Consider the following 12,899-nt stretch of genomic DNA (forward strand, 5'->3'; position numbering starts at 1 on the left):
GATAAGATGTTGGTAATTGGACTAACAGGAAATATAGGCTGTGGAAAAAGTAGTTTGTCAAAAATTTTAGAAGAAAACTATTTTGATATAATTGATGCGGATTTAATATCTAGAGAAATTATGAATGACAGTGATTTACTAAAAGAGGTATTTGATACTTTTGGTGATAATATAAAAAGAAACGATGGAACTCTGGATAGAAAAAAACTTGGTGAAATAGTTTTTAATGATGATAAAAAGTTAATTAAATTAAACTCACTGACTCATCCAGCTATAAAAAAAGAGATAATAAAAAAAATAAATAATATAAAATCAAATAATAAAGATATTGCGATAGTTGATGCAGCTTTACTAATAGAAGGAAACTTTTTAGATTTGGTAGATAAGTTAGTTGTTATTACATGTAATGAAAATATTCAACTAGAAAGAATAATTAACAGAGACAATATTACAAAGAATGAAGCTATAAGTCGTATAAATTCACAAATGAGTCAATCTGAAAAAATTAAATTTGGAGATTATATAATTGATAATTCAGGGGATAGAGAGAGGCTAATCTATGATGCAAGTAAACTAATAACACATATAAAGGAGAAATGGTGTGAATAAAAAAAGATATATAACTATATTTATAATCTTTATGTTGTTAGTTTTAGGAGTAATATCAATAAGACAAAAATTGGTGTTAAAATTATTACATCCGAGATTATACGAGGAATATGTAGAGACATATTCTAAAGAGTTTTCAATAGATGAAAATTTAGTATATAGTATAATGAAAGTAGAAAGCAAATTTAACAAAAACGCTATATCCAATAAAAAGGCCAAAGGATTGATGCAAATAAGTGATATAACTCAAAAATGGGCACAAGATGAGCTGAAGTTAGGAAAAATTGATATATTTGATCCTGAAACTAATATAAAAATAGGTTGTTGGTATTTGAGTAAGTTATATAAGGAATTTGATGATTTAGATTTAGTTATAGCTGCTTATAATGGAGGATCAGGGAATGTGAATAAATGGTTAAATGATGAAGCTTATAGTAAAGATGGTAATAAATTACATGAAATACCATTTAATGAAACTAAAAATTACTTAGGCAAAGTTAAAGAAAACTATATTATTTACAAGTCATTGTATGGAGAGGAAGAAGCTAATGAAAAGAATTAAAGTAGTGACGGTTATTATGACCATTATGCTTGCTGTTTCTGGGTGTGGCAAAGGTGATAGTAACAAAGACAAAAATGAAAAGCAAAATGTAAGTGAAAATAATAATTTAGAATATATACATTTATCTATGGTAAATCCTGAAACAATAAATCCTATAAATAATAATAATCAATCTGTTGGATATATTTTAGATTTAGTGTATGATAGCTTATTTACAATAGATAGTAACTATAATGCCGTTCCACAATTAGTAGAGGAATACTCTATGGCATCCGACGGTAGAAGTATAAATATAAAATTAAAAGATGTTAACTGGCATAATGGTAAGCCTGTTACATCTGATGATGTGGAGTTCACAATAGACTCAATAAAGAGATCAGAAAATAGTTCGTATAAATCTTTAGTTGAAAATATATCATCAGTAACTTCTACAGATAATAAAAATTTAACTATACACTTTACTCAACCGTATGCATTTTCTATAGATAATTTAATATTTCCTATAGTTAGTAAATCAGAATTAAGTGGATTAAATGCAGCAGAGTCAAAAGATTATAAAAATAACATGGTTGGAAGTGGAGCATATAAAATATCTAAATTTAATAAAAAATCTAATATGGTATTAACGCTTAATGAAGATTACTATGATAAAGAGAAAATAAAAGATGCAAAAAAAGAGATTAATGTAATGATTGTACCAGACGAGGCAGCTCAAGTTTCTATGACTTTAGCTTTATCAAGTGATATAACTAAGGTTGGAATTAGTGATTTAAGTGAATTCCAAGAAGATGAATTTAAAATTACTAATTATGAAGGAAGAGGATATGAATATATGATATTTAATTATAGCAATCCTATAATGAATGATATCAATTTTAGAAAAGCAATTTCATATGGTATAGATAAAAAGAAAATTCTATCAGAGGCTTATTTAGGAAATGTATCAGATGTTAATTTCCCATTACATTCTAAGTCTAAATATTATGATTCAAGTATAAAACCAATAGGATATAATGTTGAAAAAGCTAAAGAAAGCTTAGGAAAAATAGACATAGATAAAGTTAATTCTAATGCTACAGGTAAAGATGATGCTTCTAAAAAAGAAGAGAACAGCAAGAAAGAAGAAGTTAACAAAAAAGAAGAAACTGATAAAAAAGAAAATGAAGCGAATAAAGAATCAAAAGAATCAAAAGAAGCTAAGAACGCAAGAGAAGAAAAAGAAAAAAGTGAGAAATTAAAAGAAGCTATTAAGAATTTAAATTTAAAAATAGTTGTAAATAAAGAAAATAGTGAAAGAGTTAAAGCTGCCCACTTAATAAGAGAAAACTTAAATGAGATGGGAATAAAATCTACTGTAGAAGAACTTGAAGGTGATGCATTAGCTCAAGCATTAGATAAAAAGGAATATGATTTAGCATTAGTTGGATGGGAATTATCATCAGTGCCAGACGCTACAGATATAATAAACTACAGTGGATACACTAATGAAAAATTAACAAATTATCTAAATTCATTAAAAAGTTCTAAGAGTGTAGATGATACGAAAAGTATATATAAATCTATTCAAAAATACGTTAATGACAATGTAGCATTTGTAAGCTTAGGTATAACTGATGATTATTTAGTAACAAATAAAAGAATAACAGGAAATTTAAAACCTAATGACTTTGATATATATGAAGGTATATACAACCTAGGTTTTAAAGAATAATATATAGGGGTATATAAGAATTAAGATTTTTAAAATACAGAGGTGACAACATATGAGAAAAAAATTATTAGTAGATGGAATGAGTTGTATGAATTGTGTGAGACATCTTAAAGAAGCTCTACAAGAAGATATAAAAGGTTTAGAAGTAATAGATGTAAGTTTAGAAAATAAATGTGCTTTAGTTGAAGTAAATGATAATGTATCTGATGAGATGATAAAAGAAGTAATAGATGATTTAGGGTATGAGTTAAAAGGAATAGAATAAATAAAAATACCAGTAGGAAACTACTGGTATTTTTTTATGATTAAGAATAATATATCTATTTTAAGTTTTTGAAAACTGTGTCTACTATATCGATGGCTATGTCAGCGGTAATATCATCTTTATCTAATGATGGATTAAGTTCAACTAAATCCATTGACTTAACTAAACCTGATTCTAAAAGTTTAGCAAGAAGATACTTAGATTCATCAACGGTAAAACCATTCTCAACTCTAGTTCCAGTACCAGGTACATATTGAGAATCTATAAAATCTAAATCAAAGCTAATATGTATTGCTTGTATATTTTTACTATGTAAACTAGATAAAATACAACTTATTATAGAATCTAACCCTTTATTAGCTAGATCTTCAGGATAGTACATATTCATATTTGTATTTTGAATAAACTCTTTTTCTCCAGAATCTATATCTCTACCGCCTATATGATAAACGTTATCTTCTGATATCTTAATATTTTCAGTATATAAGTTTTTTAATTCACTATGACCATATCCCATTAAAGAAGCCAATGGCATACCGTGTACATTTTTAGATTCGGATGTTTCAAATGTATTTATATCTCCATGAGCATCAAACCATACTACTGCAAATTTTTTATCAAAATATTCACTAACACCAGAAATACTTCCAAGAGCTATAGAGTGGTCACCACCAACTATAAGTGGAAAATATCCAGTTTTTAAAGATGTATTTACAGCGTGTGCAAGATTGGTGTTTATATCTAATAATGGTTTAAAGTACTTCATATCAGAGTGAGAAGCAAATTTTTCGCTTTCATCAACACTTTCAACATATAAATTACCAAGATCATAAACTTGGTGGTTATACTTTTTTATTGTTTGTATGATTCCTTTTTCTCTTAATTTATCAGGACCTAATTGAGGTCCTAATTTATCACAACCATAAAATGTAGGTACTCCTATAATATTTATATTCATGACTAACCCTCCTGTATATCTAATCTCTACCCGTGTTATATTTTACCATAATGCTTTTGAGAAAACCCAAATAAATAAAAATTTAGTTTTATTTATTCTATCAAATTCAATTTCATTAATCGTAAAAAAAAAGACTTCTATTGGGGGAAATAATAGAAGTCTAAATTGGGGAGATTGAGTATGTTTGATTTACATTAATATTATTTGACAAATAAGAAAAATATATACATAAATATTAAAATAAAAATTATATTAACAGATATATAATATGAGATTAATACATATATAAAACTATATAATACTTATAAAAAGAAACTTTTATTGATTGATTGAATATAATATAAGTATCAAAGGGGGGGATATCATGGAGCCTATAGAACATAATGAGGACCTAAAAAAAATTATACTTGATATGACCCAAAAAGAATTTCAAGGCTCAACCTCTAATAAAGGGGCTTTGAGGTATATTGAAGGTAAGATAAATTCGGTTATAGATGAAAGTATAAGTGAGTTTCATGATGAAGATTTAAATGTACAAACATATATAAAAACTTTAAAAAGAGGAGCATATCAACAAAATATAAGTGAGATTGCAAAAATAATTAAAGGCGAAGAAATTTTCAAATCAAAAGCAGAGTTAATAAAATTTGCTAGACATTTAGGAATGAATGTAAATGCGAAGCAATCATATAAGATACTGTTAAAAAAAGTATCGACTAATATATATGAAAATAAAGGTTATTACAATAAAAAATATATATACTATACAAAGAAAAACAGCACTTATATATTAGAGCCAGAAAAAATTAAAAATTATCTAATTGAAAATTATAAGTCAAGGGCAAGAAATGATATGAAGTCTATTGCAAAAATCCTAAATATAGATACTAAAGAAGAAGAAGGTGCAGAAGATATAAGAAAAAAAGTTATAAACTGCATAATAAAGGATAAACTAAGTAAAATTAAAAACTAAGGCGCTATATATTAGCGTCTTAAGTTTTTTAACAACTAGAATCAATTAGATTTAGGGGATGATTACAAAATGATAAAAAAGCTATGGGCTATAATCTTTATAATTATAATAGTTATTGGAAGTTGCTTTTTAGAAGTGAATAAATTTACACCAAAAAAGGAAGTGAAAATAGTTAGTTATAATATACATAGTGGTTTAAATAAAGATATGTTTCCCAGTTTATTTGATATAATTGATTTTTTAAGAATAGAAAATGCAGACATTATATGTTTACAAGAAGTAAATGAATCAGCAAAAGCAGGATTTCAAGTAAGCAGTTTAAAAGAAGATTTGGATATGTATTCTCATTTTGGAGCAAATGTAGTTAAATTAGGTGCAAATTATGGACTTGCAACATACTCTAAATACAAAATAATAAGCCAAAACCATATATATTTAAGCAGCAAAACGGAGCAAAGGGGAATGCTACACACCGTGGTTAAATTAGGATTTGGAAGAAAATTAAATATCATAAATTTACACTTAGGGCTAAATGATACAGAGAGAGAGAAACAACTAAAAGAAGTAGAAGCTTTTGTTAAAAGCTTAGAGGATCCATACATAGTTGTGGGAGATTTTAATGATGGCAATATGAATATAAATGAAGACATTTTTAAAGATGCAGCAACAAAAGTGAATAAAGATAACACGTTAACATTTTCAACTGCATTAGATAGAATTGACTATATTTTAGTTTCACCAGATATTGAAGTTATAGATTACGATGTATTAATGAAAAATATGTCAGATCATTATCCTATAGTATCAAAGTTTAAAATTTAGGAATAAATCATTTTTTTGTTGAATATATATTAGTAAATATATTTAAACGGGGGGACAAACTAATGAATAAGAGAAGAAATATCTATAGAGGTATGAATAGAAGAAGAAACCATATATCAAAAGGTATAACTGTAGGACTAGTTGTAGTTGTATTAGCAGGAGGAGCATTTTTTATAAAAAAATCTGATTTTAGTTTTACAGAAAAGATAAGCAGTTTAAATATTTTCAATAAAAAAGAGTTAGGATTTAAAGAATTTTCATATAAAGACTTGTTAGAAAAAAGTGATGATTCGAAAACAGAAGCAAAAACAGAAGATAAAAGTAAGGATAAAGAAGTGAAAAAAGAACAAGAAGTATCAAATGTTAGTAATGAAAATGCAAAAGTAGCAACTGTTAAAGACTGGGGAATATATTCAATTCAAATAGCTGCAATAGATAATGAAGAAGAGTTAAAGCAAATACAAAATAAATTAAGTGAATTAAAAGTACCATTTTCTACTGTTGAAGTAGACAAAGTTCAAAAGGTTCAAACATATCCTTCATTTAAAGAAGAAGAAAGCAGAAAGAATTTAGAGACATTAAAAAAAGATTTTCCAGATGCTTTCGTAACTAAATTAGAAATACCTATGCTTAGCTTGCAGTATACAGAAAAGTATTCTTATGTAGAAAGTATCTGTGGGGAGTTAAATAATTTAATAACTAACTTTGAAGAAGAATCTAAAGTATGGGATAAAAATGAAAGTAATATAGATAAAGAAAACTATAAAAATATAATTAATAATAGGATATCTATTTTAGATAAAATAGAAAAAAATGCAAAAGATATTGATTATGATGGAATGAAAGGATTTAAGGAAAATCTACTAAAGTATACAGAGTCTGTAAAAGATAAATCAAAAAATAGCATGGAAATGGTAGAAAAAGACCAATTTAATATAAGTGAAAGTTTACTAATGTCATCTATGCAAGGATATTATAGCTTTATAAATTCTATTAAATCTATTTAAAAGTTGTTTAAAAAACAACTTTTTTTATTTTGAAAAGATTCTAGAAAAAAGTAATTTTTTAGATTAAAAGTAAGATAATATTTTAACGATTGTTAAAATATTACTATGGATATAGTATACTTATAATAGAAAAAAGTTTAAATTAAGCCATAAGGGGGTAGAAGTATGAAGCTCTTAACTTTCAAAGGAGGGATACATCCTCCATACAGAAAAGAGTATACCAACAACAAACCGCTAGAAAAAGCTAAAGATCCTAAAGTTGTATACATTTCAATGCAACAACATATAGGAGCACCAGCAAAACCTATAGTAAAATTAGGTGATGTGGTTTGTGTAGGTCAAAAGATTGGTGAAATGCAAGGTTTTGTATCTGCAAACATTCATTCATCAGTGTCAGGAACAGTAATAGGAATAAAAGATATTGACGTTCCTGGGGGAGTAAGCACATGTGTAATAATAGAAAACGATTTCAAAAATACTGTACACGAAAGCGTGAAGCCTAAAGGAAGTTTAGAAAGTTTAACAAAAGAAGAAATAATAGAAAGTATCAAAGAAGCAGGCATTGTTGGAATGGGAGGAGCTACATTCCCAACACATGTAAAAATTTCTCCACCTCCAGATAAAAAGATAGATTTTGTCATATTAAATGGAGCAGAATGTGAGCCATATTTAACGGCAGATCACAGATTAATGATTGAAAATCCAGAAGATGTTGTATTTGGATTACAAGTTCTTATGAAGGCATTAAACGTAGATAAGGGTTACATAGGAATAGAAGTAAATAAGCCAGATGCAATAGAGGCTATTACAAAAGTGGCAAGCCAAATAAATAATATAGAAGTTGTAGGTCTTGAAGTTAAATACCCTCAAGGGGCAGAAAAACAACTTATATATGCTTGCACAAATAGAGAAGTACCATCAGGTGGACTTCCAATGGATGCAGGAGCTGTTGTAAACAATGTAGGTACAGCTGCACAAATAGCAAAAACTATAAAAACAGGTATGCCTCTTGTAGAAAGGATAACAACTATAACTGGAAATTGTATACAAGAACCAAAAAATCTTGTAACTAAAGTAGGTACACTTTTCTCTGAAATTATAGAAGAGTGTGGAGGACTTAAAACTGATAAAAAAGTTGGAAAAATAATAATGGGTGGACCTATGATGGGGATAGCTCAATACACTACAAACATACCTACTAATAAGGGTACATCAGGAATATTATGTCTAGATGAAGCTGAAGCGACTATTCCTAAACCTAATAACTGTTTAAGATGTGGTAAGTGTCTAGATGTCTGTCCAGCATTTTTACAACCGTTATACATAAGTGCGTATAGCTTAAAAGGAGATTTTGAATCATCTGAAAAATTTAGAGCGCTAGATTGTATAGAGTGTGGATCATGTTCATTTATATGTCCAGCAAGAAGACCTCTACTTCAATCAATTAGAGTAGCTAAAAAAGAAATAATTGCATTAAAAAGAAAGCAATCAAATAAGTAAAAGTTAGGGGGAAATATGATGGATAATAAACTAATAGTGTCATCTTCTCCACATGTGAGAAGTAATGAAGATACATCATATATAATGAAACAAGTTATAATAGCTCTTTTACCTGCAGCGTTAGCTGGGATATATTTCTTTAGATTGAGTGCTATTAACGTAATGTTTTGGTGCATATTAGGAGCTGTAGGCTTTGAATGGATATGCCAAAAAATAAGCAAAAAAGAATCTACTATTGGCGACTACTCAGCAGTCGTAACAGGATTATTATTGGCATTCAACGTTCCTGCATCTCTTCCATGGTGGATGTGTTTAGCAGGTTCAGCATTTGCAATAATAATTGTAAAAGTGGTATTTGGTGGAATAGGAAATAACTTTATAAACCCTGCATTAGGGGCAAGAGCATTCTTACTAGCATCATTTCCAGTAGCTATGACTACATGGACAAAAACTGGAGTAAACTGGGTTAATTCAGGTAATTTAGACGCAGTTACAACAGCAACACCGTTAGCTGCATTAAAAGCAGGAGCTGAAGGTATAAATGTATTAAACAGTGGTGGAGTAAGCCTTTTTGATATGTTTGTAGGTAATATAGGTGGATGTATAGGTGAAACATCTGCGATATTACTTATATTAGGGGGATTATACTTAATGTACAAAGGTATAATCAATTACGTAATTCCTGTGTTTTATATAGCTACAGTAGCAATATTAATGTTTATATTAGGTGGATTTAATTTTGAGTTTGTAATGTATCAAATGGTAGCTGGAGGACTTATGTTAGGAGCATTCTTTATGCTTACAGACTATACAACTTCTCCTATGACTAAAAAAGGTCAAATTATATATGCAATAGTAGCAGGAGTTATAACTACAGTAATAAGACTTTATGGAGGTTATCCAGAAGGAGTATCTTACTCTATACTATTTGTAAACGTAATGACTCCTCTTATTGATAAATACACTAGACCAAGAGTATTTGGGGAGGTGGCTAAATAATGAAGGATATATTTAGATTAGGGGCTATATTATTTGTAATATGTGCGGTAGCATCACTTATGCTAAGCTTAACAAATAATATAACTGCACCAGTTATAGAACAAAGAAATATTCAAGCTAATAATGAATCTAGACAAGAAGTTCTTCAAGTAGCTGAAGAATTTAATGAAGTAAAAGATGTAAAGGGTGATTTAATAGAAGAAGTTTACCAAGGTACAAAAGGTGGAGAAGTAGTTGGATATACTATAAAGACAACACCTAAAGGTTATGGAGGTAAAGTTGAAGTTATGGTTGGAATTTCTAATGATGGTAAAATCTCAGGAGTAAAAATAGGTAACCATTCAGAAACACCAGGACTTGGATCAAAGTCAGCAGATCCTTCATTTAAAGATCAATATAATGGTAAAAGCACTAAAACTCCATTAAACATAGTAAAGGGAAATGCTAGCAATGAAAATGATATAGTGGCTATATCTGGAGCAACTATAACTTCTAAAGCTGTAACAGCTGGTGTAAATGCAGCTATGGATGTATATGAACAAAAACTTATATCAATTAATGGAACGGGGGAATAAAACATGGGTTTAGGAAAAATAATTAAAAATGGATTAATAGATGAAAACCCAACGCTTGTTCAAGTAATAGGTATGTGTCCTACATTAGCAGTTACAACTTCAGCTATAAATGGATTAGGAATGGGTCTTTCTACTACAGCAGTGCTAATTTGTTCAAACGTGGCTATATCGATGATGAGAAAAGTTGTGCCATCTAAGATAAGAATACCAGCTTTCGTAGTAGTAATCGCAACATTTGTTACTATGGTTGGAATGTTGCTTAAAGCATATATTCCAGCACTTGATAAGGCACTAGGGTTATTTATACCATTAATAGTTGTTAACTGTATAATATTAGCTCGTGCAGAAAGTTTTGCATCTAAAAATAAACCAGTTGAGTCAGCGGCTGACGGATTAGGTATGGGTCTTGGATTTGCGTTATCATTAACAGCATTAGGAGCAATAAGAGAAATACTTGGAAATGGTAGTTTATTTGGATTTGCACTATTTGGAGCATCTTTCCAACCAGCTTTATTATTTATATTACCGCCAGGAGCTTTCCTAACATTAGGATTTTTACTTGCAGGGTTTAATAAATTAAAAGATAAGAAAGCTAATTAGGAGGGATATATATGAATTTAATACTTTTATTTTTAAGTGTTGTATTAGTTAACAATGTTATAACATCTCAGTTTTTAGGTATTTGTCCATTCTTGGGAGTTTCTAAAAAAGTAGATACAGCAGTAGGAATGGGTGTTGCAGTTACATTTGTTTTAACTCTAGCATCTTTTATAACATATTTCGTACAAAAAATATTAGAAATAACTAATAATCAATTTTTACAAACAATAGCGTTTATATTAGTAATAGCATCTATAGTTCAGTTTGTTGAAATGGTAATACAAAAAATGAGTCCATCTTTATACCAAGCACTAGGAGTATTTTTACCCCTTATAACTACAAACTGTGCAGTTTTAGGTATAGCTTTAGTTAATGTTCAAAATGGATATAACTTAGTTGAAACTATGGTAAATGGATTTGGAGCAGGTGTAGGATTTACTTTAGCTATAGTTTTATTTGCAGGGATAAGAGAAAGATTAGAATTAGCAGATATTCCTGAAAGCTTTAAAGGATTTCCAATAACACTAATATCAGCAAGTTTAATGTCTATAGCATTTTTAGGCTTTGCAGGGCTTATAAAGCTATAAGTTAGGGGTGAGATAATTGGCTATAATTAATTCAATTTTAGTTTTAGGTGTAATGGGGTTAATATTTGGAGCAATTTTAGCGTATGCTTCTAAGAAGTTTGCGGTTGAAGTTGATGAAAGAGTAGAATCAATACTTGAAGTATTACCTGGAGCAAACTGTGGAGGATGTGGATTCCCAGGATGTGGAGGTTTAGCAAGTGCTATAGTTGAAGGAAATGCACCTGTAAATGGTTGTCCTGTTGGAGGTAGCGAATGTGCAGCTAAAATAGGAGAGATAATGGGTGTATCATCAGAAGCAGGGGAAAAGAAAGTAGCTAATATTATATGTAGCGGAAATTGCTCTGTTTCAAAAGAAAAATATTTATATGAAGGCATAAATGATTGTAGAGCAGCAAGTGCTTTAAATGGAGGTTCTAAAGATTGTAAATATGGATGTTTAGGACTTGGAACATGTGTAAGTGTTTGTCAGTTTGATGCAATTAAATTGATAGATGGAGTAGCTGTTATAGATGAAGAAAAATGTGTGCTTTGTGGTAAGTGTATGGATATTTGTCCTAAGGGATTAATAACTGAAAAACCTGTTAAAAACAAAGTATTTGTATCTTGTAACAGTAAAGATTTTGGGAAAACAGTAAAAGATAAGTGTAGTGTAGGATGTATAGGTTGTGGAATATGTGCAAAATCATGTCCATTTGATGCTATACATGTAGAAGATAAAATAGCTAAAATAGATTATAGTAAATGCGTACAATGTATGATTTGCGTTGAGAAATGTCCAACCAAAGCTATAAAGGGTAATTTAAATGATAGAAAAAAAGTTACAATTGAAGAAGATAAGTGTGTAGGTTGTACTATATGTAAAAAACAATGTAAGTTTGATGCAATTTCAGGAGAGTTAAAAGAAAAGCATAAGGTAGATACAGACAAATGTGTAGGATGTCACCTATGTGTTCAAAAATGTCCTAAAAAGGCTATTAAAATTTTATAATGTGGATATTATAGAGATATGGATATTTTCCATATCTCCTATTTTTTTAGAAAAAATAAAAATTGTAACTAGAGTGTAACAAAAACGTTCGACATTAACGTTGAATTTTTTACAATATAATGATAAACTAAATAAGTATCAAAAAAGAGGTGAATTAATGAATATAATATTGGCATCAGGATCGCCTAGAAGAAAAGAAATTTTAGAAAATACAAATCTTCAATTTTCTGTCATAACTAGCGATATAGATGAAAGAATATTTGAAAATGAGGAGCCTATACAACTAGTTTTAAGACTAGCATTTGAAAAATGTATGAGTGTTGCTCAAAATAATCTAAGTGATTTAGTTATTGGAGCTGACACTATTGTTGTTTTAGACAATGAAATTTTAGGGAAACCTAAAAATGAAGAAGAAGCTTTTAATACGTTAAGCAAATTATCAAATAGAGAACATCAAGTAATAACAGGAATGAGCATAGTAAACTTAGAAAATGAAAAAAAGATAGTGGACTATGCTATAAGTAATGTTAAATTTAAAAAATTAACTGACCAAGATATAAAGGATTACATAAGTACTAAAGAGTGTTTAGATAAAGCTGGATCTTACGGGATACAGGGATATGGAGCTCTACTAGTTGAAGAAATAAAGGGAGATTATTTTAATATAGTTGGGTTACCAATATCAAAGTTAAGTGATATCCTTAAAATAAATTTCAATATAAATCTTTTTAAATAAATCTAGG

At 28.9% G+C, this 12,899-nt stretch carries 15 protein-coding genes; 14 read left to right on the top strand and 1 reads right to left on the bottom strand.

All coding sequences use genetic code 11. The annotated features are described in order from the left end of the window. Window positions 1-6: 6 nt before the first annotated feature. Genes coaE through ACN6I1_RS02190 form a run of 4 tightly spaced genes read left to right on the top strand, consistent with a single transcriptional unit; the run spans window position 7 to window position 3,147 of the window. Complete coding sequence (gene coaE / locus ACN6I1_RS02175) at window positions 7-609, top strand: dephospho-CoA kinase (protein WP_419742574.1); 603 nt, start codon at window positions 7-9, stop codon at window positions 607-609. Next, window positions 602-1,171 (top strand): lytic transglycosylase domain-containing protein, encoded by a 570-nt coding sequence (locus ACN6I1_RS02180; protein WP_220797163.1) that lies wholly within the window; start codon window positions 602-604, stop codon window positions 1,169-1,171. The genes coaE and ACN6I1_RS02180 overlap by 8 nt, the downstream gene beginning before the upstream one ends. After that, window positions 1,158-2,882, top strand: coding sequence for an ABC transporter substrate-binding protein (locus ACN6I1_RS02185; RefSeq protein ID WP_419742575.1), 1,725 nt, complete (start codon window positions 1,158-1,160; stop codon window positions 2,880-2,882). The genes ACN6I1_RS02180 and ACN6I1_RS02185 overlap by 14 nt, the downstream gene beginning before the upstream one ends. 52 nt (window positions 2,883-2,934) lie before the next feature. After that, a complete protein-coding gene (locus ACN6I1_RS02190) occupies window positions 2,935-3,147 on the top strand; it encodes a heavy-metal-associated domain-containing protein (protein WP_220797161.1) in 213 nt (70 codons plus the stop codon). A gap of 55 nt (window positions 3,148-3,202) precedes the next feature. On the opposite strand, the gene rocF is transcribed toward ACN6I1_RS02190, so the two are convergent. Further along, window positions 3,203-4,105: an arginase gene (gene rocF, locus ACN6I1_RS02195; RefSeq protein ID WP_419742576.1), complete on the bottom strand. Its 903-nt coding sequence runs from the start codon at window positions 4,103-4,105 to the stop codon at window positions 3,203-3,205. Between the two features lie 364 nt (window positions 4,106-4,469). On the opposite strand from rocF, the gene ACN6I1_RS02200 reads away from it, so the two are divergent. From ACN6I1_RS02200 to ACN6I1_RS02245, 10 genes are all read left to right on the top strand, one after another. After that, window positions 4,470-5,078: a hypothetical protein gene (locus ACN6I1_RS02200; RefSeq protein ID WP_419742577.1), complete on the top strand. Its 609-nt coding sequence runs from the start codon at window positions 4,470-4,472 to the stop codon at window positions 5,076-5,078. A 69-nt stretch (window positions 5,079-5,147) separates the two neighbouring features. Then, window positions 5,148-5,900: an endonuclease/exonuclease/phosphatase family protein gene (locus tag ACN6I1_RS02205; RefSeq protein ID WP_419742578.1), complete on the top strand. Its 753-nt coding sequence runs from the start codon at window positions 5,148-5,150 to the stop codon at window positions 5,898-5,900. A gap of 62 nt (window positions 5,901-5,962) precedes the next feature. Then, window positions 5,963-6,907, top strand: a complete 945-nt coding sequence (locus ACN6I1_RS02210) for an SPOR domain-containing protein (RefSeq protein ID WP_419742579.1) — start codon at window positions 5,963-5,965, stop codon at window positions 6,905-6,907. 165 nt (window positions 6,908-7,072) lie between these two features. Then, complete coding sequence (gene rsxC / locus ACN6I1_RS02215) at window positions 7,073-8,407, top strand: electron transport complex subunit RsxC (RefSeq protein ID WP_195945533.1); 1,335 nt, start codon at window positions 7,073-7,075, stop codon at window positions 8,405-8,407. Window positions 8,408-8,425: 18 nt separating this feature from the next. Next, window positions 8,426-9,406, top strand: coding sequence for an RnfABCDGE type electron transport complex subunit D (locus tag ACN6I1_RS02220; protein WP_220797156.1), 981 nt, complete (start codon window positions 8,426-8,428; stop codon window positions 9,404-9,406). Further along, complete coding sequence (locus ACN6I1_RS02225) at window positions 9,406-9,981, top strand: RnfABCDGE type electron transport complex subunit G (protein WP_290061763.1); 576 nt, start codon at window positions 9,406-9,408, stop codon at window positions 9,979-9,981. The genes ACN6I1_RS02220 and ACN6I1_RS02225 overlap by 1 nt, the downstream gene beginning before the upstream one ends. Window positions 9,982-9,984: 3 nt before the next feature. Next, window positions 9,985-10,581: an electron transport complex subunit RsxE gene (rsxE, locus tag ACN6I1_RS02230; RefSeq protein WP_053831344.1), complete on the top strand. Its 597-nt coding sequence runs from the start codon at window positions 9,985-9,987 to the stop codon at window positions 10,579-10,581. An 11-nt stretch (window positions 10,582-10,592) separates the two neighbouring features. Then, on the top strand, window positions 10,593-11,168 hold the full coding sequence (gene rsxA, locus ACN6I1_RS02235) for an electron transport complex subunit RsxA (protein ID WP_021428592.1): 576 nt from the start codon (window positions 10,593-10,595) through the stop codon (window positions 11,166-11,168). A gap of 16 nt (window positions 11,169-11,184) precedes the next feature. Next, entirely contained in the window at window positions 11,185-12,156 is a 972-nt protein-coding gene (locus tag ACN6I1_RS02240; protein WP_419742580.1) for an RnfABCDGE type electron transport complex subunit B, read from the top strand. A gap of 157 nt (window positions 12,157-12,313) precedes the next feature. After that, the gene (locus ACN6I1_RS02245) at window positions 12,314-12,892 is read left to right on the top strand and encodes a Maf family protein (RefSeq protein ID WP_419742581.1); all 579 of its coding nucleotides are present in this window, start codon (window positions 12,314-12,316) and stop codon (window positions 12,890-12,892) included. Window positions 12,893-12,899: the final 7 nt, after the last annotated feature.

Origin of the sequence: Paraclostridium dentum (assembly GCF_048568265.1) — a bacterium.
GTDB lineage: Bacteria > Bacillota > Clostridia > Peptostreptococcales > Peptostreptococcaceae > Paraclostridium > Paraclostridium dentum.